This window comes from Pseudonocardia kongjuensis, assembly GCF_039526905.1.
Taxonomy (GTDB): Bacteria; Actinomycetota; Actinomycetes; order Mycobacteriales; family Pseudonocardiaceae; genus Pseudonocardia; species Pseudonocardia kongjuensis.
In genome coordinates, this window is sequence record NZ_BAAAJK010000006.1 from 329,391 (window position 1) to 354,054 (window position 24,664).

A 24,664-nucleotide genomic window follows, 5' to 3' on the forward strand; every position below is an offset into this window, starting at 1 on the left:
CCTTCCGGTCAGCCCGCGAGCCGGGTCAGCCGGGACTTCATCTCGGCGCGTTCCAGCGAGCCGGGCGGCACCAGGGTCACCGCGGCCTTCACCGACAGCCGGGTGCGGATCACGGTCTCGATCTCCCGGCCGAGCTGTTCGGTGTCGCCTGCGGCCTCACCCCACTCGGCCTCGATCCGCAGCGGCGGATCGACCCGCGGGCCGTGTTCGGGCAGCACGATCTGCACGGCGCCGGTGGTGCGCGGGTGCATCGCGACCACCAGGTCGCGCACCGCGGACGGGAACACGTTGACGCCGAGCACGATCAGCATGTCGTCGGTCCGCCCGATGCACCGGATCAGCGGGGCGTCGTCGGCCGCCCGCCCGGTGACGACCACCCGGTCCCGGGTGCGGAAGCGCACCAGCGCGCAGCACTCGCGGTCCACCGAGGTGTAGACGAGCTCGCCCTCGGCGCCGGGTTCGGCGGTCACCGGTTCCCCGGAGTCCGGATCGATCAGCTCGGCGATCACGTGCCGGCCGCCGGTGAAGCGCATCCCACCACTGCCGGGCTGCTCGGCGAACAGCACCGGGGCCATGTCGGCGTTGCCGAGGCCCTCGGTGACCGGGGCGCCCCACTCCTGCTCGACCTGCCTGCGGAACGCGGGCTCCCCGCCACCGGGCTCACCCCCGACGAAGATCTTCCGCAGACCGAACTCGCGCGGGTCGCGACCGGCGGACCGCAGGTACTCGGCCAGGTAGCGGGCGTACGACGGTGTCGAGTGCAGGGCGGTGACGCCGAGCGTCTCCAGCGCCAGCAGCGCCTTCTCCGAGGCGCCGGTGCCGATCGGGACCATCGTGCTGCCGATCCGCTCCAGGGCGTCGCGGATCGGGAGGCCGCCGACGAACAGGGTGAGCCCGGCGCCGTGCAGCACGACGTCGTCGCGGGTGGCACCCATCGTCCGGAACGCCCTGGCGACCAGGTCGGTCCAGGCGGCCGCGTCGCGCCGGGTCACCCCGACCCAGCTGGGCCGCCCGGTGGTGCCGGTGGAGGCGTGCACCCGCACGACCTCCGACATGGCGACGCCGGCGTGCCGGCCCAGCGGCGGTTGCGCGGCCTGCGAGTCGCGCAGCATCTGCTTGCCGGTGAACGGGAAGCGGGCCAGGTCGGCGAGCGAGCCGAACGCGGACGCGTCGATCCCGTGCTCGGCGAACAGTTCGGCGTAGAGCGGGGAGCGGGCGGGCAGGCCCTCCAGCTGGGCGCGCAACTGGTCGGTGACGGCCTCGGCGTCGGCGGGCGCGACGAAGCCGGGCACGGGTGCAGGGGACACGGTGGCTCCTCGGATCGCGGCGGGCGTCAGACGTCGTGCACGATCACGCCGCGGATGGTGCGTCCGTCGGTCATGTCGGCGTAGCCCTGGTTGACCTCGTCCAGCCGGTACCGGCGGGTGATCAGCTCGTCGAGCTTGAGATCACCGGCCCGGTAGAGACCGAGCAGGCGGGGGATGTCGTGCAGCGGGTTGCAGCCGCCGAACAGGGCGCCCCGGATCCGGCGCTGGTAGCTGATCATCATCCCGGCGTGCACGTCGACGGTGTTCTCGCCGAGCCGTCCGACCGCGGTGACGGTGACCGTGCCACCCTTCCCGACGACCGCGACGGCGTCGTTCACGACCTGCGGGGTTAGCACGCCGGGGGTGCAGATGGCGTGATCGGCGAGCTGGCCCCAGGTGGTCTCGACGACGAAGTCGTGCGCGCTCGCCGCGTCGGCGAAGGTGTGCGTCGCCCCGAACATCTCGGCGGACTCGCGCTTGAACGCGACCGGATCGACGACGACCACGTTCTTCGCCCCGGCGTAGCGGGCGCCCTGCACCGCGTTCGACCCGACCCCGCCCGCGCCGTAGATCACCACGGTCTCCCCGGCGCGCACGCCGGCGGCGTACACCGCGGAACCCCAGCCGGTCGGCACGCCGCAGCCGACCAGCGCGCCGATCTCGAACGGGATGTCGTCCGGCAGCGGGACGCACGCCCACTCCGACACCACCGCGTACTGCGAGAACGTGCCGAGCGTGCAGAACCCGCCGAAGTCGACGCGATCGTCGCCGGTGCCCTCGTGGAACCGGAACGACCCGTCCAGGAACATCCCGGTGCCCGCGTTGAGACCCTTCACGCACATGTTCTGCTGCCCGGTCGAGCAGGGCCGGCAGGCGCCGCAGGCGGGGATGTAGGAGCAGACGATCCGGTCGCCGGGGCGGACCCGGCGCACGTCCGGGCCGACCGACTCGACGATCCCGGCGCCCTCGTGCCCGCCGACGACCGGGAACCGGACCGGCGCGTCGCCGGCGGTGATGTGGTCGTCGGAGTGGCAGAGCCCGGCGGCGTGGAACCGGACCCGCACCTCGTGCGCGCGGGGCGGTTCGAGCCGCAGGTCGGTCAGCTCCCAGCCGGTGTGCGGGCCGCGGGCCACCGCCGCCCGGGTGGTGATCACGCCGGCGTCCGTGGTGGACGGTCCGGCCGTCGTCTCCGCTGTGCTCACTGCAGGGCCCCCTCCGGTCGCGCCGCGACGTGCGGCAGCACCTCCGCCCCGATCAGGGCGATGTGGTCGAGATCTCCGATGTCGTAGACGTGCAGGTAGACGGTGTCCGCGCCGGCCTGCGCGAGCCGGCCGATCCGGTCGGTGACGTGCTCGGGCGACCCGATGGCGGCGTTGTCGCGCATGAAGTCCGAGCCGATCACCGCGCCCCGGCGGTCCACCTCGCCCGGGGTGGCGCCGCAGGCGACCGGCAGCACCGCCGACCGGCGGGCGGTCGCCGGGTCCCGGCCGATCGCCGCGCAGGCCCGGTCGAACACCGCGTAGCGCTCGGCGAGGTCACCGCCGAGGGCGCCGTTGAACTCGTCGGCGAACCGGGCGGCGATCGCCGGGGTGCGCCGCGGCCCGGTCCCGCCGACGATCACCGGCGGGTACGGGTCCTGGACCGGGTGCGGCGGGGTGTGGTTGTCGTCGATCCGGTGGTGGGTGCCGTCGAAGGAGAAGCCGTCGCCGCGGCGCGCGGCGCGCCACAGCCCGGTGACCACGGCGAGCTGCTCCTCCAGCCGGTCGAACCGGTCGCGCATCGGCGGGAACGGGATCCCGAATGCGGCGTGCTCGCGCTCGTACCAGCCGGTGCCCAGGCCCAGCTCGATCCGGCCGCCGCTCATCTCGTCGACCGAGGCGACGATCGTCGCGAGCAGCGCGGCCTCGCGGAAGGTGGCCGCACCGACCAGCGCGCCGAGCCGGATCCGGCCGGTGTCGCGGGCCAGCCCGCCGAGCGTCGTCCAGCAGTCGGTGGGGCGGTAGGTGCGGTCGTGCGGGTCGACGCCCATCAGGTGGTCGGAGCGGAAGAACGCGTCGAACCCGGCGGCCTCGGACGCCCGGGCGAGGGCGAGGATCTCGTCGTACCGGGAGCCGTGGCGGGGTTCCATCAGCACCCGCATCCGGACCCCGGTGCTGCCCGTCCGCTCCGGCGAGCTGCGCTCAGCACCGGATGTTCGCTCCGACAAGCTGCGCTCAGCCACGGATCGACACCGTCTTCACCTGGGTGTGTTCCAGCACGGCGTCGGCGCCCATGGTGCGGCCGAAGCCGCTGCGCCGGTACCCGCCGAACGGCCCGCCGATCACCCCGGCGCCGAGTGCCGCGTTCACCGCGACCTGCCCGGCGGCCAGCCCGCGCGACATCCGCACGGCGCGGCCGACGTCGCGGGTCCAGACCGACGCGACCAGCCCGTAGTCGGTGCCGTTCGCGACGTCGAGGGCCTGCGCCTCGTCGTCCACGGTGAGCACCGACAGCACCGGGCCGAAGATCTCCTCGCGGGCGATCGTCATGCCGGGATCGACGTCGTCGAACAGCGTCGGCTCGACGAAGAACCCGCGGTCCAGGCCGTTCCCGGTCGGCGTCCCGCCGCCGGTGACCAGCCGGGCGCCCTCCGCGCGGCCGGTGCTCACGTAGCCGAGCACCCGGTCCCGCTGCCGGGCGTTGATCAGCGGTCCCATCCGGACCCGCTCGTGCCACGGCCCGACGGTGACCGCCGCCATCTCGGCGGCGAGCCGCTCCACCACCTCGGCGCGGATCGACCGGTCCACCACCACCCGGGACCCGGCGGCGCAGATCTGGCCGGTGTTCAGGGTGATGCCCGCGACGATCGCCGGGATCGCCCTGTCCAGGTCGGCGTCCGGGAACACCACCTGCGGGGACTTGCCGCCCAGCTCCAGGTGCAGCGGCACCAGCCGGCGGGCGCAGGTCGCCATCACCGCGGACCCGGTCTCCGGAGAGCCGGTGAAGCCGACCCGGTCGACGCCGGGGTGCGCGGGCAGCGCGGCACCGGCCTCGTGGCCGTAGCCGGTGACGACGTTGACCACACCCGGCGGGATCCCGGCCTCGCGGGCCAGCCGGGCCAATGCGAGCGGGGTCAGCGGGGCGTCCTCCGCCGGTTTGACGACGACAGTGTTGCCCGCGGCGATCGCGGCGCCGGTGTCGTTGGCGAACATCGGGCCCGGCGCGTTCCACGGGATGATCGACGCGACGACGCCGTAGGGCTCGCGCAGCGTCAGCCCGAGCACGTCCGGGGTGTGCGTGGGCAGCGAGAGGCCCTGCACCTTGTCGGCCTGCCCGGCCAGGAAGGTGAGCATCCGGGCCATCGGCGGCGGGCCCCAGTGCGGGCGTCCGACCTCGCGGGACTCCAGCCGGTCCAGCTCGTCGGCGTGCTCCTCGACCAGCTCTGCCCAGCGCAGCAGCAGCCGCCCGCGCTCGGTGGCGCTGGTGTCGCGCCAGGCCGGGAACGCGGCCCGGGCGGCGGTGACGGCGGCGTCGACGTCGGCGGCGGTGCCGCGCGGCACCCGCCCGACGGTCTCGCCGGTGGACGGATCGAGCACGTCGATGGTGCGGCCGTCGGCGGCGGGCACCCAGGCGTCGCCGATCAGGTGGGTGCCGTCCGTGGCGAGGTCGGTCCGGGTGATCGTCATGGTGCGTCCCCTCAGTGCTCGTGCACGATCACGCCGCGGATGTTGCGGCCCTCGAGCATGTCGGTGTAGCCCTGGTTAACCTCGTCGAGCCGGTACCGCCGGGTGATCAGCTCGTCGAGCTTGAGATCGCCGGAGCGGTACAGGTCGAGCAGCCGGGGCACGTCGTGCAGCGGGTTGCAGGCGCCGAAGATCGCGCCCTGCACCCGGCGCTGGTAGCCGATCAGCATCCCGGACGGGGTCCGGACCGAGCCGTTGCCGACCGCGGTGATGGTGACCTGGCCGGACTTCCCGGTGATCGCCAGCGCCCGGCCGATCACCTCGTCGTGCAGCACGCCGACGGTGATGATCGCGTGATCGGCGAGCTCGCCCCAGGTCGTCTCGACGACGAACCGGTGGGCCTCGTCGGCGTCGGCGAAGGTGTGCGTGGCACCGAAGACCTTCGCCATGTCCCGCTTGAACCCGACCGGATCGACGACCACGACGTTGCGCGCGCCGGCCAGCCGGGCGCCCTGCACCGCGTTGGCGCCGACCCCGCCGCAGCCGTAGACGACGACGGTCTGCCCGGCCCGCACCCCGGCGGCGTGCACCGCGGAGCCCCAGCCGGTCGGGACGCCGCAGCCGACCAGCGACGCGACGTCGAACGGGATGTCGTCCGGGATCGGGATGCAGGAGAACTCGGAGACCACCGCGTGCTGGGAGAAGGTGCCGAGCACGCAGAGCCCGCCGAGGTCCTCGCCGTCGAGGTGGAACCGGAACGAGCCGTCCGGGAACTCGCCGGTGGCGGCGTTCTTGCCGGCGTCGCACAGGTTCTGCCGGGCGGTGGAGCAGTACCGGCAGGTGCCGCAGGCCGGGATGAAGGAGCAGACGACGTGATCGCCGACCCGGACCCGGGTGACGCCGGGGCCGACCGCGTCGACCACCCCGGCTCCCTCGTGCCCGCCGACGACGGGCATCCGCATCCGGGCGTCGCCCTTCTGGATGTGGTCGTCGGAGTGGCAGAGGCCGGCCGCGTGGAACCGGATGCGGACCTCGTTGTCGCGCGGGTCGTCCAGCTCGACGTCGGTGATCTCCCACGGCGTCCCCGGTTCGCGGCAGATCGCGGCTCGGGTCGTGATGCCCATGTCGGCTCCTGTGTGTGGCAACGGATGCGGCCGCCTTCGGAAGGCCAGGCCCGGATGCGGGATGTGGGCCGGATCACCGGCTCGTGCGCTCACGATGCCGCCCGCCCGGCGGGTGCCGGGAGGCCGCTTTCACGTCGCGGAAGGGTCGCGGAAGGACGGTCCGCAAGCAGCGCGGCGACAGCGGCGTCGAAGTCCTGGCGCATATCTGAGATTTATGGCGAAGATAGGTCGGATGCGGCTGATAGAGTCCAACCGTGTCGATTCTTGATGGCCCCGCCACACCGAACGAGGTGTCCGCCACCCGTGACGGCCGGGTGACGATCCCGGCGCAGCTGCGTCGGGCGGCAGGAATCGAGCCGGGGTCGCGGCTGGTGCTCTACCTCGACCACGGTCGAGTCGTGATCGAGGAACGCACGCACCTGCTGACCCGCGTCCAGCAGGAGGCGATCGACGCCGCCACCGCTGCCGGAGTCACCGGCAGCGCCGTCGACGAGCTACTGGCCGACCGGCGTGCCGAGGCCGCCCGCGACGCCACCGACCCGCCCACGTCGGCCGTGGACGGCGGTACACCGTGAGCGTGGTCCTCGATGCCAGCGCGATCCTGGCCCTGATCTACCGCGAACCCGGCCATGAACGGGTCGCTGCGGCACTTCCCGGCGCGAGGGCCTCCTCCGTGAACTGGGCCGAGGTCGTCACCATCCTGACTCGGCGCGGCCACCCCGACCCCGCCACCGCAGCCGAGGCCATTCGCGCACTCGGGATCGACCTCATGCCGTTCACCCCGCACCAGGCGGTACGGGCCGGAATGCTCTGGACCTCCACCCACTCGGCCGGGTTGTCCCTCGGTGACCGCGCCTGTCTCGCCGCTGCCGAATCCGGCGATGTCGAGACCGTCCTGACCGGCGATCGCGCCTGGGCCGACCTCGACACGGCCACTCCCATCGAACTCATCCGCTGACAGCGCGTCTCCGACGCTCGTGGCGAGCCGGCGATCGTCGCCAGGACGACCCGCCGCGGCAGGTCGGAGCGAGCTCGTCCTGGCTGTACCCGGTCTGGAAGCAACGCTCCCGTCGGAGACTCCCGCTACGGTCGCCGGTGTGACCGCGACCGAGCCTGTGATCACCGCCGGCCTCGTCCGCGAGCTGCTCCGGGACCAGCATCCGGATCTGGCCGAGCTGCCCCTGCGCGAGGTGGAGGGCGGCTGGGGCAACCAGATGTGGCGGCTCGGTGAGGACCTCGCCGTGCGGATCCAGCGGATGGACACCCATCCCGGCCCGCAGCTCAAGGAGCGGCGGTGGCTACCCCACCTCGCCCCGCACCTGCCGTTGCCGATCCCCGTCCCGGTCCGCACCGGTGCACCGGGCGAACGCTTCGCCAAGCTCTGGACGGTGATGACCTGGGTGCCGGGTCGTCCGCTGGACCGCGGGGCGATCACCCGGCCCGAGCACGCCGCCGACACCCTCGCCGGGTTCCTCCGGGCGCTGCACGTCCCGGCGCCGAGCGACGCACCTCCCGATGAGATCGGCATCGGTGCCCACCCCCACGAGAGCACCGGAGGCTTCGACCGTTTCCTGGACTCGATCGATGCGCCAGCGCTCGGCACCGACGTCACCCGGGTCCGTGCCGTCTGGGCGGACGCCGCCGCCGCGCCCGCCTGGGACGGCCCGCGGATGTGGGTGCACGGCGACCTGCACCCGGCGAACGTCGTCGTCGCCGACGGAACGCTCGCGGGGGTCGTCGACTTCGGTGCGCTGTTCGCCGGCGACCCCGCGGTGGACCTCGCCGCCGCCTGGACCCTGCTCCCGGCAGGCGCCGCCGAGCGCTGCCTGACCGCCTACGGTGAGATCGACCCGGCGACGATCCGGCGCGCCCGCGGGCTGGCCGTGCTCAAGAGCCTGTTCCTGATCCTGATGGGCCAGAACGGCGACCGGGGCCTGCCCGGCGGGAAGCCGGGATGGGGCCCGGCCGGCCGGGCCGCGCTGGACCGGGTCCTGGGCCAGGCATAGCCCGGCGAGACGGCGGAACGCCGCACGGTGAGCAGCCGTCCGGGTCGCTGCCGGCGTTCGGCTCAGGGACGGAGACGCGACCCGCCACCGGCGTCCGCCCGACGGCCGGGGCTCACGCCGGCGAAGCCCCATCCGACGCGGCCGTCCCGGTGGCCGGGTGCACGGCGGTACCGGCCACCCGGTCGTGCAATCCACGCCCCTCGCCCCGCAGCACGGCCAGGATCATCATGGCGAGCAGCGGGTAGGTCACCGCGGTCGCGGCGATCGTGAGCCGGTCCCGGGTCTCGAAGCCGCCGAACGCCGCCCCGATGGCGACCGTGTGCCCGAGCTGCCACGGCACACCGATCTTGACCGTGTTGCGCAGGAGGGCGCGCCGGCGGTCGATCGGCAGGCCGCGACGGTCGCTCACGACCAGCCCGTGTCGCCGCTTCCCCCAGGTCGCCCGCGCCGGTCCGGCCTCCTGCTCCGCGGCGAGCCAGGTGGCCACGACCGGTGGGACGGCGCTGGCGGCGAGCACGAACGCGCGGTTCCCGCCCCAGCCGGCCGCGTTCGCCGCCATCCCGAAGGGCACGGTCGCCACGGCGACTCCGGCATAGACGACGCAGTCGCACAGGTAGGCGCGCCCACGACGGCCGGCCAACCGCTCCACGACGGGCACCGTACCCGGCCTCCTCCCGGTCACGTGCCCACCGCACACCCCTTCACCGCGCCGCACACCCCCCGCTGCGGGTGTGCGGCGCGGTGAAGGGGTGTGCGGCCAGGGGCGGCGGTGGAGGACGGTGTGGGCGGCGCGGATGTCCCCCGCCGCGATGATCCCGGGGTGCGAGGTCATCAGGTCGTCGTCCACGACGATGTGCCCGGTCCCGTTACGCCGCACCAGGTCGGCGAAGCGGTCGGTGTCCGGTCTGCACGAGCACCCCGGCCGCGGGTTCCTCGGTCCCGGCGCCGGTGGCGAGATCGCGGACGACGACCGAGCCGACCCGGTCGGCACCGCCGATCGCGGTGACCGTCGCCCCGGCGCGGAACGAGACGTTGCCGAGCGCCGGTGCGGGCGACGAGCTCGTCCCGGGCGGTCGGGACGAGGCCGTCGGGCACGACGAGCACCCGGGCCGCGTACCCGGCGAGCACCGCGGCCTCGTCCATCGCGGAGTCCCCGCCCCCGACGACGACCACGTCGAGGTCCCGGAAGAACGGCCCGTCGCAGCCGCGCACCGGATCGTCCCCGTGTGTGTACTCGCGCAGCTGCCCGACAGCTGCACCATCGTGGTCCGGACCGCGGGCAGGTGCTCGCCGAACCAGGTCTCGATCTGCCGCAGCAGCTCCACCGAGTCGTCGAACCGGCTGTCCACCAGGAACACCGGCCGCCCGTCCAGCGACGGCGGCCGGTCGGCGGCCCGCCGGCCGCGCACCCGCGGGCGGGGTGCCGGTGGGGTCGTGGACGACCACGCTCCCCGGCGGATCGGCGCTCACCGGACCGGCGCTCACGAGGCGCGCCGCAGGCCGGCCGGTCCCTGCCCGGCCAGCCAGCGCTCCGCGTCGATCGCCGCCGCGCAGCCCGATCCGGCGGCGGTCACCGCCTGCCGGTAGTTCCGGTCCACCAGGTCACCGCAGGCGAAGACGCCGTCGACCGCGGTCCGGGTGGTCCCGTCCAGGGTGCGGACGTAGCCGTCGGGGTCCAGGTCGAGCCGGTCGGCGACCAGCCCGCTGCGCGGGTCGTGGCCGATCGCGACGAACATCCCGGCGACGTCCAGCACGGACTCCGCGCCGTCCCGGACGTCGCGCAGCCGCAGCCCGGCGACGGCGCCGTCGCCGGACACCGCGACCACCTCGCGGTGGGTTGCCCAGTGGATCGCCGGGTTCGCCCGGGCCCGTTCCAGCATGATCCGCGACGCCCGGAAGGTGTCCCGGCGGTGCACGACGGTGACGCTGCGGGCGAACCGGGTGAGGAACTCTGCCTCCTCCATCGCGGAGTCCCCGCCACCGACGACGGCGACGTCGCGGTCGCGGAAGAAGAACCCGTCGCAGGTCGCGCAGGACGACACGCCGCGCCCGAGCAGCTCCTGCTCCCCCGGCACGCCGAGATAGCGCGGCGCGGCGCCCATCGCGAGCACCACGGCACGCGTCCGGTGCACCGCGCCGTCCGCCACGATCTCGGTGACCGGGCCGTCCCAGCGGATCTCCTCGACGTCGCGGGCGCGCAGGTCGGCGCCGAAGCGCTGCGCCTGCGCCCGCATCCGTTCCATCAGGCCGGGACCGTCGACGCCGTCCGGGAAGCCCGGGTAGTTCTCCACGTCGGTGGTGGTCATCAGGGCGCCGCCGTAGCTGGAACCCTCGAACACCAGCGGGGCCAGCCGGGCCCGGGCGGCGTAGACCGCCGCGGTGTACCCGGCCGGGCCGGACCCGACGACGACGAGATCGTGCACCGGGGCGCTCACGGCGACTCCGGCTGGTCGCTGAGCCACACCTCGGCCAGCCGTCGGCCGTGGTGGATCGGTACCGGGTGCAGGTCCTGGGCCCGCGCGGAGAAGATCGTGTAGTCGAACTTCTGGATGGGGAACAGGCCCTGCACGATCTCGGTCTCCATCCGGGTCTGCATGGCCCGGTGCAGCTCGCGCTGCTCGTCCGGGTCGGTGGTGGACCGGGTCCGGGCGTAGTCGTCGACGAGCTGCTGGTCGTCGACGAGCGCGTAGTTCTCGATGTAGCCGGGCATGAAGTCGCGCCAGGTCTGGTCGGGCAGGTGCACGGTGCGCAGCGCCTTCGTCATCGCGAACTCGTGGTTGCGCCGGCGTTCGATCCCGGTCCCGGGATCGACGGTCTCGATGGTGACGTCGATCCCGACCTCGGCCAGGTCGGCCTGGATCCACTGGGCCTCGCGGACGTCCTCGTCGTCGACCCGCTGCACGGTCAGGGTGGTCGTGAAGCCCTCCGGGAGCCCGGCCTCGGCGAGCAGCCGGCGGGCCTGCTCGGGATCGAACGGGCGGATCTCGCGCACCTCGTCCTCGGTCAGCGCGGCGTCGGAGACGTCCGGGCGCAGGATCGAGGTCAGGTTGAACGAGCCGCGGATGGTCTCCCCCATGCCCTCCCAGTCGATCGCGAGCGACACAGCGCGGCGCACCCGCACGTCGTCGAACGGTTCCTCGCGCGGGTTGAGGTAGAAGCTGACCGGAGCGCCCGGGGTCTCGTCGACCGTGAAGTCGCCGTCGCGGAACTCGTCGGCCACGTTGACGTCGCTGGTGGTGCCGACGTCGAGGCGGCCGCTGCGCAGGGCGGCGGTGGTCGCCGCGGTGTCGCTGATGACCGGTCGGCGGATCTCGTCGAGGTAGGGGCGGTCGGGCACGTGGTAGTCGGGATTGCGCCGGAGAACCCACTCGACGTCGGGGGTGTGTTCCGCGAGCAGGAACGGCCCGGTGCCGATCGCGACGGTGTCCAGGTCGTACTGACCCTCGATCCCTTCCCGGGGGACCATCAGGAAGGTGTGGTAGGCCAGGTACTCCAGCAGCGGGGCGAACGGCGTGCTGAGGTTCAGGACGACGGTGTGCTCGTCCGGCGCCTGGACGCTCTGCACCGCCTCGAGCATGTAGGCCTGCAGGCCACGTTCCTTCATCGCGGTGATCGTCGCGACCACGTCGTCGGCGACGAACGGGCGCCCGTTCACCGGCTCGACGTCGTGCCAGGTGACGTCCCGGCGCAGCGCGAAGGTGTAGGTGAGGCCGTCGTCGGAGACCTCCCAGGACTCGGCGAGGTCGCCCTCCAGCTCCATCTCGGTGACGTCCGGCCCGGTCCGCCAGTCGAGCAGCTTCCCGTAGACCGAGCCGGAGATCAGCCCGGTGGCGCTCGGATCGGAGCTCTCCAGCGGGTGCAGGTCGGTGGACACCTCGGCCGGCAGCTGCCAGATCAGCGTGCCGCCGGGGCGCGGGTCGCCGACCGGCCCGTCGTTGCCACCACCGCCGCCGCCGGCGCCACAGGAGGACAGCGCCAGCGCGCCGGCCAGTACCAGCGCCGCGGCGCGACCCGGTCTCACACCGACTCCCGGTCGAGCTCGCCGGTCACGTCCAGGGCGACCAGCGGCACCGGACCGGCGAGGTCACCGGCCGCCGCCGGGACGTAGGCGAAGTTCTTCGCCCGGGCCCCGCCGTCGACGACGAAGTCCTGCCCGGTGATCAGCCGGGCCTGGTCGGAGCACATCCAGGCCACGCAGTGCCCGATGTCGGTCGGCGTCCCGGTGGTGCCCATCGGGACCATCGGCACCCGGTCCCCGCTCCAGCGGGCGGGCCGCCGCCACGGCTCCTGACCGGTGCCGCCGCCGATCCCGTTCCGCGGGCGGTCCATGATGGACCTGCCGTCCGGGCCGGTCAGCGCCGGGTTGTCCGGGGTCGGCGCGGTCGGGGTGAAGGAGTTGACCCGGATCCCGTAGGGGGCGAGGTCCATCGCCGCGGCCCGCACGAAGTTGTTCACGCCGCCCTTGTGGAACGCGTAGGCGATCACCCCGGCCGAGCCGGACCAGCCGTTCGACGAGGAGACCAGCACGATCGAGCCGCGGGTGCCGCGCTCGGCCATGTGCCGCCCCACCGCCCGGGTGTTCAGGAAGCTGCCCAGCCCGGCGACCCGCACGGCGCGGTCGAAGAATTCGGCGCTCTCGTCGAGCACCCCCTTGCCGCCCAGCAGGGCGGCGTTGTTGACCAGGATGTCGATCCCGCCCAGCTCGCCGACGACCCGCTCGACGTAGCCGTGCACCTGGTCCTCGTCGGTGACGTCGCCGGGGACCGCGATCGCCCGGCCGCCGTTGCGCTCGATCCGCTCGACGGCGGCGACGGCGGCCGCCGGGTCGATGTCGTTGCAGGCCACGGTGGCGCCGTAGCGGGCGAGCGCGAGGGCGATCCCGCCGCCGATGTTCGGGCCGGCGCCGGTGACCAGGGCCACCTTGCCGGCGAGTGAGATGTCCACTGTGCACGCTCCTAGTCGGGTCGTCGGTCGGTCGGTCCGGTGGCGTCGAGCTGCTCGGCGGCCCGGGCCAGGCCGGGGGCGAGGCGGGCCGGCGGGCGGGGGCGCCACCAGCGCCGGGACTCGGCGAAGGTGGCGTGCTGCAGGCGCGGGTCCAGGTGGTCGCGCAGCGCGTCGCCGAGCAGGTTGAGGCTGAACACGGCCAGCGAGAGCAGGATCGCGGGCACCACGATCAGCCACGGCGCGCGCTCGGTGTACCGGACGCCCTCGGAGAGCATCAGCCCCCAGGACGGGGTCGGCGGCGGCGCGCCGATGCCGAGGAAGCTCAGCGCCGACTCGGCGATGATCACCCCGGCGAAGATCAGGCTGGCCAGTGTGAACACCGGGGCGACGATGTTCGGCAGGACGTGCCGGGACAGGATCCGGCCGGTCCGGGCGCCGGTGGCGCGGGCCGCCTCGACGTAGCGTTCCTCGCGCACCCGCAGCGTCTCGCCGCGGGCGATCCGGTTGAACGACGGCGTGATCACCACGGTCAGCGCGATGATCGTGTTGCGCACCGACGGCCCGAGGATCACCGCGATGAACAGCAGCAGGATGATGCCGGGGATGGCCTGCACGGCGTCCATCACCCGTTGCAGGACGATGTCGACGCCGCGGCCCGCGTAGCCGGAGACCACCCCGATCGTCGTCCCGAGCAGCAGGCTGACCGCGGTGGTCACCACGCCGATCAGCAGCGACGTGCGCGCGCCGTGCAGCGAGCGGCTCAGCACGTCCCGGCCGAGATCGTCGGTGCCGAGCAGGAACCGGGCGGACGGGCCGTCGAGGATGTCGCGGCGGAACTGCTCCAGCGGGTCGTGCGGGGCGATCAGCGGCGCCAGCAGCCCGGCCAGCACGAACAGGGTGAGCACGGTCAGCGCGATCCCGCCGAGCGGCTGGGCCCGGACGAACCGGCCGATCGCGCCGGGGACGGCGCGCAGCCGTCCGGGGGTGGCCGGGGCGGTCACGAGAGTGCCCGTCCGGTCCGGATCCGCGGATCGACCAGCGCGTAGAGCAGGTCGATCACGATGATCGTCACCACGAACAACGCCGCGTAGAAGATCGTGCAGGCGACGACGACCGGGTAGTCGCGTTCCAGCACCGCGGAGTAGATGAGCTGCCCGGTCCCGGGGATCCCGAACATCTGCTCCAGGATCACGGTGCCGCCGAGCACCGTCGCGAGCTCCAGCCCGAGCAGCGTGAGCACCGCGATCGTCGAGTTCCGGGCGGCGTGCTTGCCGACGACGGTGCGCTCCCGGGCACCCTTCGCGCGGACGGTGCGCACGTAGTCCGATCCGAGCGACTCCAGCAGCGACGAGCGCGCCATCCGCGCGGTCCCGGCCATCCCGGCGGTGCCCAGCGCGATCACCGGGATGGCCATCTGCTGGATCCAGTTCAGCGGGTCCTCGGTGAGCGGCCGGTACGCCAGCGGCGGCGACCAGTTCAGCCAGAGCGCGCAGGCGGTCAGCGCCAGCAGTGCGACGACGAAGTTGGGCACCGACAGGAACGCGACCGCGAACGTCCGCACCGCGCCGTCCAGCGCGGAGCCGCGGTTGACGGCGGCCAGCACACCGAGCGCGATCCCGGCGACGGTCGCGAACAGCATCGCGAGCAGGCCGAGCGTGACGGTGACCGGCACCCGTTGCAGGAACAGCTCGGTGACCGGGGCCCCGCCGCCGTAGAACGACGTGCCGAGGTCGCCGCGCACGGCGCCGGCCAGCCAGCTGCCCAGCTGCGTCCAGACCGGCACGTCCAGGCCGAACTCGGCGCGCAGCGCGGCGATCTGCTCCGGGCTCGCGCCGGAGTCGGCCAGCTGCATCGTCACGGCGTCGCCGGGGACCAGCCGCATGAGCACGAACACCAGCGTGGTCACCAGCGCCAGCACCACACCGCCGTAGGCGAGCCGGCGCAGCACGTAGCGGATCACGGGCGCACCGCCTCCGCGGTGCGCGGCCGGGCCAGCAGGCAGGCGACGTCGCGACCGGCGGCCACGGTGCGCAGCGCGGGCCGGTCGTCGCGGCAGGCCGGTTCGGCGCGCGGGCAGCGGGTGTGGAACCGGCAGCCCGGCGGCGGGTCGATCGGACTGGGCACCTCGCCGACCGGCGCGACCTCGTCGGCCGGTCCGGCGGTCGCGAGATCGGGCACGGCGGAGACGAGCATCCGGGTGTAGGGGTGCTGCGGGTCGCGCAGCACCGCGTCGCCGTCGCCGCGCTCGACGATCTCGCCGAGGTACATCACGCAGACCTCGTCGGACATGTACCGGACGACGTTCAGGTCGTGCGCGATGAACAGGTAGGACAGTCCGCGCTCGGCCTGCAGGCCGCGGAGCAGGTTGAGCACCTGGGCCTGCACCGACACGTCCAGCGCGGAGACCGCCTCGTCGCACACGATCAGGTCCGGATCGGTGGCCAGCGCGCGGGCGATCCCGATCCGCTGGGCCTGGCCGCCGGAGAACTGGTGGGCGTAGCGGTGCAGGTCGCGGGCGCCCAGCCCGACCCGTTCGAGCAGTTCGACGACCCGGTCGGCGAGCGCCGCGCCGCGGGCGATCCGGTGCACGACGAGCGGCTCGCCGACCGCCTGCAGGACGGTCATCCGTGGGTTCAGCGAGCCGTGCGGGTCCTGGAAGACGATCTGCATCCGGCGCCGCAGCCGGCGCAGCGCCGCTCCGGAGGCGGCGCCGAGATCGGCGCCGTCGAAGGTCAGCTCCCCCGAGGTCGGTTCGAGCAGCCGCAGCGCGAGCCGGGCCACCGTGGACTTGCCGGAACCGGACTCGCCGACCAGCCCGACGGTCCGGCCGCGCGGGATGCTCAGCGAGACGCCGTCGACGGCCCGCACGACGCCGCGCCGGCTGCGGAAGTGCTTCACCAGGTCGCGGGCCTCGAACAGCGGCGGATCGGTCACCGGGCACCGGCCGGGCTGCCCGCCGGAGCGCACCCGGTCCGGCCGGTCGTGGTCTGACACATGCGGTCTCCCCCTCGGACGCCGTCGGCCGTGTGCTGCGGGCACGCTAGGAATCGCGTCCGGCCGGCCGCCAGACCGCCTTCCACCAGGGAGAAGAGCGCGCACAGGTTACGGATCGTGTCGCGGGCCACACCACGACGGATGACGTAGCGGGGCCGACCGCCTCCCGCTCCGACTACTTTCAGTGATTGGTCACTGCGACATTCCGGATTACTTTCCCGGCGCAACCGACGAGGCGCAGCGCGACCCAGACCTGCTACCGAGCGTTACATGATCACTCCGGTGCACGGACCGCGTTACTGCCGCAAGAGCAATGGACCCGGATATTCACTGGTCAGACCCATCACTCGAATGTCGGTATCCGTGTCACGCTTTGTGTATGGTTTCGGTCACGACCCTGTCGCAAGGTCGCCGAACGGGTCTAACTTGCGAGAGCAATAGTTTTGCTCTCAATTACATGGAGCCACGCTCCGTGTGCAATCCGGTGGAGACCCTGATGCCGCTCGCCCCGGTGGCCGTCCCGGCCACGTCCGACCAGTCCGGCCCGGCCACGCTCCCGGCCCCGCGCACCGCACCGGCCGGTGCGCCGGCGCCGTCCCGCCGCACCCGCACCGTGCCGACCCACACCGTGCCGAGCCGCACCGTGCCCACCTGCACCGTGCCGACAGGCACCCCCGGTACGACGGCCCCGGCGACCGTCGGGATCGTCGGGCTCGGCTACGTGGGCCTCCCCACCGCACTCGCGCTCGCCGAGAGCGGCCACCACGTCGTCGGGTACGACATCGCCGCGGACCGGCTGGCCGCCATCCGGTCCGGCGCCGTCGACCTGCTGCCGTCCGACCGGGCCCGGCTCGACCGCCGGATCGGCACCGACCTGCTGGAGCTCACCACCGACCCGGCCGCGCTGGCCGCCGCCGGCACGCTGCTGGTCTGCGTGCCGACCCCGGTCGACCACCATCTCGTCCCCGACCTGGGCCCGCTGCGCGCCGCCTGCGCCACCGTCGTCGCGCACGCGGTGCCCGGCCAGACGATCGTGCTGACCTCCACCACCTACGTCGGCTCCACCCGCGACCTGCTGGTCGGGCCGCTGGCCGACCGGGGCCTGGTCGTCGGGCGGGACGTGTTCGTCGCGTTCAGCCCCGAGCGCATCGACCCGGGCGTCGCCGACCACCTGCCCGAGCGCACCCCGCGGGTGGTCGGCGGCATCACCCCCGAGTGCGGGCGCCGGGCCGCCGCCGCACTGCTCCCGGCGTCGGCGGCGGTGCACACCGTCTCCTCCCCCGAGGCCGCCGAGATGACCAAGCTGCTGGAGAACACCTTCCGCGCGGTCAACATCGCGCTCGCCAACGAGTTCGCCGGGATCGCCCGGCAGTTCGACGTCGACGTCCGCGAGGTCGTCGACGCCGCCGCCACCAAGCCGTACGGGTTCATGGCCTTCCGCCCCGGGCCCGGCGTCGGCGGGCACTGCATCCCCTGCGACCCGCACTACCTGCTGTGGCAGCTGCGCTCCGGCCCGGTCGCCGCGCCGGTCACCGAGGCCGCGATGGCCTCCATCGCGACCCGGCCGCACGCCGTCGTCGCGCGCGCCCGCGAGGTGCTGGCCGAGGCCGGCCGGCCGGTCACCGGGGCCCGGGTGCTCGTCGTCGGCGTCGCCTACAAGCCCGGCGTCGCCGACGTGCGCGAGTCCCCCGCGCTCACCGTCATCGACGAGCTGCGCCGGCTCGGCGCCGACGTCGCCTTCACCGATCCGCTGGTCGACCGGTTGCCGACCGCGAACGGCCCGCTGGACTCCCGCCCCGATCCCGCCGACGACGACTGGGACCTGGTCATCACGCACACCCTGCACCGCGACGCCGACCACTCCTGGCTGGTCACCGGCACCGCCGACCGGCCGGCGCCGACCGTCCTGGACGCCGCCTACGGGCTCGCCGACGCACCGAACCGGTACCCGCTGTGAGCACCGCGACCACCGTCACCCGGGTCTCGCCCGCCGTCCCGGCCCGGCACCGGCGGCGCGCCGTCGTGCGCTCCTACCTGCGCCGCCCGCTGCAGGGGATCGACCGGCGCCCGGTCGTCGTGCTGCTCGCGCTCGCCCCGGTCACCATGCTGCTGACCTGGAAGCTCACCTCGCTGGCCGGGGACACCTGGCTCACCGTCTACGGCGTCGGCGTCACCGCGGCGCTGTTCGTGACCTTCGCGCTGGCCTTCGGCTACTACACCGATCCGGCGACCGACGAGGCCGCGACCGCGCTGCGCACCGCCGACCTGCCGCCGGTCTCGTTCCTGGTCGCGGTCAAGGACGAGGTGGACGGGATCGAGGACTGCGTCCGCAGCATGGCCGGCTCGGCCTACCCGGACCTGCAGGTCGTCGTCGTCGACGACGGCAGCACCGACGGCACCGCCGACGTGCTCGCCGTGCTCGCCGCCGAGCTCGGGATCACCGTGCTGACCATGCCGCGCAACGTCGGCAAGAAGCGCGCGCTGGTCGAGGGCTTCCGGCACGCGACCGGCGAGATCGTCGTGTTCACCGACTCCGACTGCGTGATCGAGCCGGACGCCGTCGAGCTCGCCGTCCGCGCGATCGTCGCGCATCCCGACATCGGCGGGATCAGCGGGCACGCCCGCGCGCTCAACGCCGACACCAACCTGCTCACCCGCGTCCAGGACACCTGGTACGACGGGCAGTTCGGGATCGCCAAGGCCGCCGAGAGCGTGTTCGGCGGGGTCAGCTGCGTGTCCGGGCCGCTGGCCGCGTTCCGCCGCGACGCCGTCGCCCCCTACCTGCCCGCCTGGGCGGGCGACCGTTTCGCCGGCGCCGAGTTCCGGTTCGCCACCGACCGCCAGCTCACCGGCTACGTGCTCGGCCAGTACTGGACCGGCGACCGGCTGGTCCGCAGGCACGCCGGCGACCCGCTCACCGAACGTCCCGCGCCGCCGCGCGCCTGGCGGATCGAGTACGTCCGCAGCGCCCGGGTCCGGACGACCGTCCCGCACACCGTGCGCTCGTTCGTCCGCCAGCAGGTGCGCTGGAAGAAGAGCTTCATCCGGAACCTGTTCTTCACCGGCGGCTTCTACTGGCGGCGCGGGCCGCTGCCGGCCGCGCTGTTCTACGGCCACGTGCTCTGGGTGCTGCTGGCCCCGGTGATGGCCTTCCGGCACCTGGTGTGGCTGCCGCTGCAGGGCGCCTGGCTGGTGTCCGCGCTCTACCTGCTCGGGATCCTGTTCAAGGGCGGCGTCTGGGCGGCCGGGTACCGGCGGCAGAACCCGGGCGACCCGCGCTGGCGGTACCGCCCGCTGATGAGCCTGATCTCCTCGGTCGCGCTGTCCTGGCTGCTGCCCTACAGCGCCGCCACGCTGCGCCGCGGCGTCTGGTCCCGCGGATGAGCGCCCGCACACCGGGCACCCGCGACCGGGTGCTCGACATCGCCTTCGCCGTGTTCCTGGTCCTGGTCTTCGTGGTGCTGCTGACCCGCGGCCAGGTCCTGTACTGGACGGGGATCCTCTGATGGGCACCACCGTCGCGCCGCACTCGCTGCTGGGCCGGGCCGGGCTGCGCACGGCGCTGGTCGTGCTCGCCGTGCTGGCCGTCGCGCTCCCGGTCGCCGGGACCCGCTGGATCGGCGACGCCGTCTCCGCGCCGCCCGCCGTCCGCGACCAGCAGGTCGTGCCGGCCGCGCTCGATCCGGCCGCCGCGCACACCGCCTTCGCCGACGACCCGGCGGTCACCGCCCGCACCGCCGGTTCGGTGCTGGTGCTGAGCTACCACGAGATCGCCCCCGACCCGCAGGGCGAGTTCACCATCGCCCCCGAGGTCTTCGCCGAGCACCTGGCGATGCTGCGCGCCGCCGGGTTCACCTCGGTCTCCGCGGACACCCTGCTCGCCGCGCGCACCGACCCGTCGGTGCTGCCCGACCGGCCCGTCATGATCACCTTCGACGACGGCACCGGCGGCGTGTGGCGCTACGCCGATCCGCTGCTGGAGCAGTACGGCTTCCGCGGCGTCGCGTTCGTCATCACCGGCCGGGTCGGCGAGCACTACCCGTACTACCTGACCTGGGACGAGCTGACCGCGATGCGCGAGACCGGGCGCTGGGACGTCGAGAGCCACACCGCCGCCGGACACGACCGGCACGACGTCGGCGGCGGGAACGAGTGGCCGTTCCTGATCAACCGGCTGGTCACCGCGGACGGCACGCTGGAGACCCCGGAGCAGGCCCGCGCCCGGCTCACCGCCGACGCCGACACCGCGATCGCCACGCTCGAACAGCACGGCCACGGCCGGCCCGCGCTGTTCGCCTACCCGTTCAGCGCCTCGCTGACCCCGAGCAACGATCCCGCGCTCGCCCTGGCCGGCCGGGACATCCTGGCCGACCGCTACCAGCTGCTGTTCACCAACGACAGTGCGCGCCGCTGGGCGACCCGGGCGGACCTGGCCGCCGGGTCCGTGCCGCGGATCGGGGTGGACGCGCACACCACCACCGACGACCTGTTCGACGCGATCGTCGGCGGGCTGCCCGCGCCCGCACCGCAGGACGCCGATCCGCTCGACCCGGCCGCCTGGACCGTCGACGGCGATCCCGGGCTGTCCGTCGGGCCGGACGGGATCGTGCTGCGCGCGACCACCGCGGCGGGCACCACCGCCCGGCTGTACCGGGACCGGGCCGCCGACTGGCGGGACTACACCGTCTCCGGGACCTGGACGGTGCAGCGCGGCGGCTACGCGGCGCTGCTGCTGCGGGAGGGGTCCCCCGGCGCGCTGCGGATCTCCGTCGGGCACAGCAGCATGAAGATCAGCACCGCGGACGGGGTGGAGCTCGCCACCGCCCGGTTCCCGGACTCCGCGACGCACACCGTGACCGCGACGCTCACCGGGACCCGGCTGCTGGTCGAGGTGGACGGGCGGCCGCTGCCGGTCGTGACGGTGCCCGATCCCGGACCGGGCGGCGGCGGGATCGGGCTGCGCGTGGGGGCCGCGCCGTCGGAGACGACCGTGCACGGGCTGCGGGTCTCGGCGTCGTGAGCGGAGGTGCCGGCCGGGGCCGGCACCTCCGCCCGGTCAGCCGCGGCCGGCCGGCGGCGGGACCGGCGCGGCCCGCCCGGTCACCGGTCCGGCGCCGAGGCGATGGGCTGCCGGTCCCGGGTGTCGAAGGTGATCTCGGGGTAGCCCGCGCCCGACTCCGCGTCGCACAGGTCGCGGAAGCTCCCGACCCCGCCCAGCCACATCACGGCCGCGGCCGGCTTGCCCGGGATGTTGGTCCCGAGGTACCAGGAGGTCTTGCCACCCCGGCGCAGCACGGTCGCGTCGATGACCTCCTCGGTGAGCCGGCTGAACCGGTCGACCGCCGCGGAGCTGGGCTCGGCGGTGACCGCGCCGCGCTCGTGCATCGCCGTCAGCAGCTCGCTCAGCCACCGCACGCACACCTCGCTGACCACCGGGATGTTCGCGAACGGCGACTGCGGCCCGGCGACCATGAACAGGTTCGGGAACCCGTCCACCAGCATCCCCAGGTACGTCCTCGGGCCCTCGGTCCACCGGTCCCGCAGCAGCGCCCCACCGCGGCCCCGGATCTCGATCCGGTCCAGGGTCCCGGTGATCGCGTCGTACCCGGTGGCGAACACGATCACGTCGACCTCGTGCAGCGTGTCGCCGACCCGGATCCCGGCCGGCTCGATCGTCAGCTCGTGCCCGGTGAGGTCGACGAGATCGACGTTGTCCCGGTTGAACGTCTCGTAGTAGTAGTGCCCCAGCGGCGGGCGCTTCGCGGCGAGCGGGTAGTCCTTCGGGCACAGCAGCTCGGCGGTCCGCGGGTCCCGCACGATCGACCGGATCTTCGCGCGGATGAACTCCGACGCCAGCTCGTTGGCGGCCTCGTCGGTGAGGATGTCGTCGAACGTCTCGAACAGGTAGCGGAAACCACCCGCCTCCCAGCCGCGGTCGAGGATCTGCTGCTGCTCCTGCGGGGTGCAGTCGGCCGCGACCCGGCCGGCCGAGGCGGACATGTCCATCCCGAACGGCTGGGCGAACGCCCGGTCGAAGATCTCGTCGAAGTTCTTCCGGATCACGTCGACGTCGTGCTCGGACAGCGCGTCGTTGCGCGCGGGCAGCACGTAGTTCGGGGTCCGCTGGAACACCGTCAGGTGCGCGGCGTCCTGCGCCACGATCGGGATGACCTGGACCGCGGTCGCACCGGTCCCGACCACCGCGACCCGCTTGCCGGTGAGGTCGACGCCCTCCTCCGGCCACTTGCTGGTGCGGTACCACTCGCCGGCGAAGTCGGCGAGCCCCGGGAAGTCCGGGAAGTAGGGCAGCGAGAGCTGCCCGGTCGCGGTGACCAGGAACCGGCAGGTCGTCTCGGTCCCGTCGTCGGTGCGCACCCGCCAGATCCGGTCGTCCTCGTCGTAGACGGCCGACTCGACGCGGGTGTTCAGCCGGATGTCGGGCCAGAGGTCGTAGACGTCGGCGACGTGCCGGATGTAGCCGTAGGTCTGCGGCTGGGTGGCGAAGCGCTCCTCCCACCGCCAGTCGTCGCGGACCCCGGCCAGCGGGAAGCCGTACACCCAGGCCTGGCTGTCGGTGCGGGCGCCCGGATACCGGTTCCAGTACCAGGTTCCGCCGATGTCCGGCCCGGCCTCGACCACGACGGTGGACAAGCCACGGCTGCGGGTCTCGATCAGGGTGCGGACACCGCTGAACCCGGCACCGACGACGACCACCTCACGGTCCACGTCGACGCCGCTGAAACTGAGGGACGGGGCCTGTCCCGGGCTGGACGGTGTGCTCACGTTCGATCCTCTCGACCGGTGCGGTGTCCCGCGGCACCGGGAGACCCGGTGGCCGGTGGACGTGCTCGGATGTGCTCGGATGTGCTGCTGGGGGGACGTGCCGGTGCGGGGCCGGGCGGGTCAGCCGCCGGTCCGGTGGCCTGCGGTCCGCTGCCCCGCGGTCCCGGCGGCCCACTCGCGCAGCACCGACTTCGCGACCTTCCCCGACGGCGTCGTCGGGAGCTCGGGCACCAGCGCCACCTGGCGCGGGACCTTGTAGTCGGCGAGATGGGCGCGGCAGTACCCGAGCAGGTCGTCGACGTCGAGCGCGGCCGGGTCCCGCGGGACCACGTAGTACCGGCCGATCTCGCCGAGCACCGGATCGGGCACCCCGATCCCGGCGGCCATCGCGACCGCCGGATGCCGGGTCAGGACGTTCTCGATCTCGACCGGGTACACGTTGTAGCCGCCCTGCAGGAACATCTCCTTGCGGCGGCCGCGCAGGCGCAGGTGGCCGGTCGGGGTCACGGCGACGACGTCCCCGGTGGCGAGCCAGCCGCCGGGCAGGAACGTCGCCGCCGTCTCCTCCGGCATCTGCCAGTACCCGTCGGCGACCTGCTCCCCGCGGACCTGGAGCTCGCCGTCCGCACCGGGGGCGACGACCTCGCCCGCATCGTCGACGACCCGGATCTCGACGCCGTCGAGCGGGGTGCCGAGCGTCTGCGCGACGGTGTCGAGCGAGTCGTCGGGAGCGCTCAGCACCACGGCGCCCGACGTCTCGGTCATCCCGTAGAGGTTGCTCAGCCGGGCCGACGGGAACCCCCGGCTGATGGCCTCGCAGAGGGCGGGTTCGGCGTTGGAGCCGCCGATGACCGCGACCCGCAGGCTCCCGGTGTCGGTGCCCGGGAAGTCCGGGTGGGAGAGCATCAGCGACCACATCGTCGGCACCCCGGCGAAGACGGTCACCCGGTCGGCGGCGAGGCTGCGCAGCGCCCCGCCCGGCGAGTAGCCGGGTGGCATCACCACGGTCCCCCCGGCGAGCATGGTCGCGGTGACCGTGCAGGTCAGACCGCCGACGTGGTTGAGCGGCATCACCCCGAGCATCACGTCGCCGGGGCGCGATCCGGTGCGGGCGACCTGGGCCCGGGCCGAGGCGAGGATGCTGCCGTGGGTGAGCACCGCGCCCTTGGGGCGCCCGGTGGTCCCGGAGGTGTAGAGCAGCACCGCCGCGTCGGACGGCTGCGGCGTGTGCGCCGGGGCCGCCGCGGGATCGCCGAGCAGGCTCTCGAACCCGTCGGGCCCGTCGCCGAGGTAGCGCAGGTGCTCCACGGCGGGCACCCGCGGGCGCAGGTCCCGGTGCAGTCCGCGCAGGTCGGCGTCGCCGTCGGCGGGTGCGCTGAGCAGCAGCCGCGAACCGGACCGGCCGAGCATGTACTCCAGCTCGGACTCCCGGTAACGGACGTTGAGGGTGACCACGACGAGCCCGAGCCGGGCGGCCCCGAACAGGAACTCCAGCCACTCCGGCCCGTTGGGTGCGGCGATCGCGACCCGGTCGCCGGGCCGCAGCCCCAGTGCGGCCAGGCCGCCCGCGACCCGCCGGCTGCGCTCCGCCAGCTGCGCGTAGGTGCAGGTCCGGGTCTCGCCGCGGACGAGATCCAGGTCGGGGGTGGCTGCGGCGGCGTCGTCGAGCAGCGTCGTCAGTGTTCGGCTCATCGTGGATCGACTCCTCTGTCGTCCGCCGGTCTCCGGCCATGGGCCCGGACCACGAGGCACTCACCTCAGCACGAACTGACTTCTCGGTCAATACTGCGACTGCCAGTCATCCCGGTGCGCCACTGGACCGGACCTCGATGGGGCATCTCAGC

General features: G+C 73.8%; 22 protein-coding genes. 7 read left to right on the top strand and 15 right to left on the bottom strand.

Going from position 1 to position 24,664, the window contains the following annotated elements:
* Window positions 1-8 precede the first annotated feature (8 nt).
* The 5 genes from ABD160_RS09185 to ABD160_RS09205 all read right to left on the bottom strand — a co-directional run bounded on the left by ABD160_RS09185 (window position 9) and on the right by ABD160_RS09205 (window position 6,093).
* A complete protein-coding gene (locus ABD160_RS09185; protein ID WP_344020433.1) occupies window positions 9-1,307 on the bottom strand; it encodes a phenylacetate--CoA ligase family protein in 1,299 nt (432 codons plus the stop codon).
* A gap of 26 nt (window positions 1,308-1,333) precedes the next feature.
* The gene (locus tag ABD160_RS09190) at window positions 1,334-2,458 is read right to left on the bottom strand and encodes an NDMA-dependent alcohol dehydrogenase (RefSeq protein ID WP_344020906.1); all 1,125 of its coding nucleotides are present in this window, start codon (window positions 2,456-2,458) and stop codon (window positions 1,334-1,336) included.
* Between the two features lie 47 nt (window positions 2,459-2,505).
* Window positions 2,506-3,447, bottom strand: coding sequence for a TIGR03560 family F420-dependent LLM class oxidoreductase (locus ABD160_RS09195; protein WP_344020908.1), 942 nt, complete (start codon window positions 3,445-3,447; stop codon window positions 2,506-2,508).
* Window positions 3,448-3,520: 73 nt separating this feature from the next.
* Complete coding sequence (locus ABD160_RS09200) at window positions 3,521-4,972, bottom strand: aldehyde dehydrogenase family protein (RefSeq protein WP_344020435.1); 1,452 nt, start codon at window positions 4,970-4,972, stop codon at window positions 3,521-3,523.
* A gap of 11 nt (window positions 4,973-4,983) precedes the next feature.
* The gene (locus ABD160_RS09205) at window positions 4,984-6,093 is read right to left on the bottom strand and encodes an NDMA-dependent alcohol dehydrogenase (RefSeq protein WP_344020437.1); all 1,110 of its coding nucleotides are present in this window, start codon (window positions 6,091-6,093) and stop codon (window positions 4,984-4,986) included.
* A gap of 254 nt (window positions 6,094-6,347) precedes the next feature.
* Here ABD160_RS09205 and ABD160_RS09210 point away from each other — a divergent pair, with 254 nt between their 5' ends.
* The 3 genes from ABD160_RS09210 (at window position 6,348) to ABD160_RS09220 (ending at window position 8,099) form a co-directional block, all read left to right on the top strand.
* Complete coding sequence (locus ABD160_RS09210) at window positions 6,348-6,668, top strand: AbrB/MazE/SpoVT family DNA-binding domain-containing protein (RefSeq protein WP_344020440.1); 321 nt, start codon at window positions 6,348-6,350, stop codon at window positions 6,666-6,668.
* Complete coding sequence (locus ABD160_RS09215; protein ID WP_344020442.1) at window positions 6,665-7,051, top strand: type II toxin-antitoxin system VapC family toxin; 387 nt, start codon at window positions 6,665-6,667, stop codon at window positions 7,049-7,051. Before ABD160_RS09210 ends, ABD160_RS09215 begins: the two co-directional genes overlap by 4 nt.
* 139 nt (window positions 7,052-7,190) lie before the next feature.
* The gene (locus ABD160_RS09220; protein ID WP_344020444.1) at window positions 7,191-8,099 is read left to right on the top strand and encodes an aminoglycoside phosphotransferase family protein; all 909 of its coding nucleotides are present in this window, start codon (window positions 7,191-7,193) and stop codon (window positions 8,097-8,099) included.
* A gap of 112 nt (window positions 8,100-8,211) precedes the next feature.
* On the opposite strand, the gene ABD160_RS09225 is transcribed toward ABD160_RS09220, so the two are convergent.
* The 8 genes from ABD160_RS09225 to ABD160_RS09260 form a co-directional block, all read right to left on the bottom strand.
* Window positions 8,212-8,748: an RDD family protein gene (locus tag ABD160_RS09225; protein WP_344020446.1), complete on the bottom strand. Its 537-nt coding sequence runs from the start codon at window positions 8,746-8,748 to the stop codon at window positions 8,212-8,214.
* A gap of 217 nt (window positions 8,749-8,965) precedes the next feature.
* Complete coding sequence (locus ABD160_RS09230; RefSeq protein WP_344020448.1) at window positions 8,966-9,508, bottom strand: hypothetical protein; 543 nt, start codon at window positions 9,506-9,508, stop codon at window positions 8,966-8,968.
* Between the two features lie 72 nt (window positions 9,509-9,580).
* On the bottom strand, window positions 9,581-10,534 hold the full coding sequence (gene trxB / locus ABD160_RS09235; RefSeq protein WP_344020450.1) for a thioredoxin-disulfide reductase: 954 nt from the start codon (window positions 10,532-10,534) through the stop codon (window positions 9,581-9,583).
* A complete protein-coding gene (locus ABD160_RS09240) occupies window positions 10,531-12,120 on the bottom strand; it encodes an ABC transporter substrate-binding protein (protein ID WP_344020452.1) in 1,590 nt (529 codons plus the stop codon). Before ABD160_RS09240 ends, trxB begins: the two co-directional genes overlap by 4 nt.
* Window positions 12,117-13,043, bottom strand: a complete 927-nt coding sequence (locus tag ABD160_RS09245; protein WP_344020454.1) for an SDR family NAD(P)-dependent oxidoreductase — start codon at window positions 13,041-13,043, stop codon at window positions 12,117-12,119. The genes ABD160_RS09240 and ABD160_RS09245 overlap by 4 nt, the downstream gene beginning before the upstream one ends.
* An 11-nt stretch (window positions 13,044-13,054) precedes the next feature.
* On the bottom strand, window positions 13,055-14,044 hold the full coding sequence (locus ABD160_RS09250; protein ID WP_344020456.1) for an ABC transporter permease: 990 nt from the start codon (window positions 14,042-14,044) through the stop codon (window positions 13,055-13,057).
* Complete coding sequence (locus ABD160_RS09255; protein ID WP_344020458.1) at window positions 14,041-15,003, bottom strand: ABC transporter permease; 963 nt, start codon at window positions 15,001-15,003, stop codon at window positions 14,041-14,043. The genes ABD160_RS09250 and ABD160_RS09255 overlap by 4 nt, the downstream gene beginning before the upstream one ends.
* A complete protein-coding gene (locus ABD160_RS09260) occupies window positions 15,000-15,977 on the bottom strand; it encodes an ABC transporter ATP-binding protein (protein WP_425563597.1) in 978 nt (325 codons plus the stop codon). The genes ABD160_RS09255 and ABD160_RS09260 overlap by 4 nt, the downstream gene beginning before the upstream one ends.
* Before the next feature lie 517 nt (window positions 15,978-16,494).
* Between ABD160_RS09260 and ABD160_RS09265 the strand changes: the two genes are divergently transcribed.
* From ABD160_RS09265 to ABD160_RS09280, 4 genes are read left to right on the top strand one after another with little or no spacing between them, the layout of a single operon-like run.
* Window positions 16,495-17,994 (top strand): nucleotide sugar dehydrogenase, encoded by a 1,500-nt coding sequence (locus ABD160_RS09265; RefSeq protein ID WP_344020462.1) that lies wholly within the window; start codon window positions 16,495-16,497, stop codon window positions 17,992-17,994.
* Window positions 17,991-19,421, top strand: coding sequence for a glycosyltransferase family 2 protein (locus ABD160_RS09270; RefSeq protein ID WP_344020464.1), 1,431 nt, complete (start codon window positions 17,991-17,993; stop codon window positions 19,419-19,421). The genes ABD160_RS09265 and ABD160_RS09270 overlap by 4 nt, the downstream gene beginning before the upstream one ends.
* A complete protein-coding gene (locus tag ABD160_RS09275; RefSeq protein ID WP_344020466.1) occupies window positions 19,418-19,543 on the top strand; it encodes a hypothetical protein in 126 nt (41 codons plus the stop codon). The genes ABD160_RS09270 and ABD160_RS09275 overlap by 4 nt, the downstream gene beginning before the upstream one ends.
* The gene (locus ABD160_RS09280) at window positions 19,543-21,057 is read left to right on the top strand and encodes a polysaccharide deacetylase family protein (protein WP_344020468.1); all 1,515 of its coding nucleotides are present in this window, start codon (window positions 19,543-19,545) and stop codon (window positions 21,055-21,057) included. The genes ABD160_RS09275 and ABD160_RS09280 overlap by 1 nt, the downstream gene beginning before the upstream one ends.
* An 80-nt stretch (window positions 21,058-21,137) precedes the next feature.
* Here the strand turns inward: ABD160_RS09280 and ABD160_RS09285 are convergent, their stop codons facing one another.
* Together ABD160_RS09285 and ABD160_RS09290 are read right to left on the bottom strand one after the other, a co-directional pair.
* On the bottom strand, window positions 21,138-22,820 hold the full coding sequence (locus ABD160_RS09285; protein ID WP_344020470.1) for a flavin-containing monooxygenase: 1,683 nt from the start codon (window positions 22,818-22,820) through the stop codon (window positions 21,138-21,140).
* A gap of 120 nt (window positions 22,821-22,940) precedes the next feature.
* On the bottom strand, window positions 22,941-24,512 hold the full coding sequence (locus ABD160_RS09290; protein WP_344020472.1) for a class I adenylate-forming enzyme family protein: 1,572 nt from the start codon (window positions 24,510-24,512) through the stop codon (window positions 22,941-22,943).
* Window positions 24,513-24,664 lie beyond the last annotated feature (152 nt).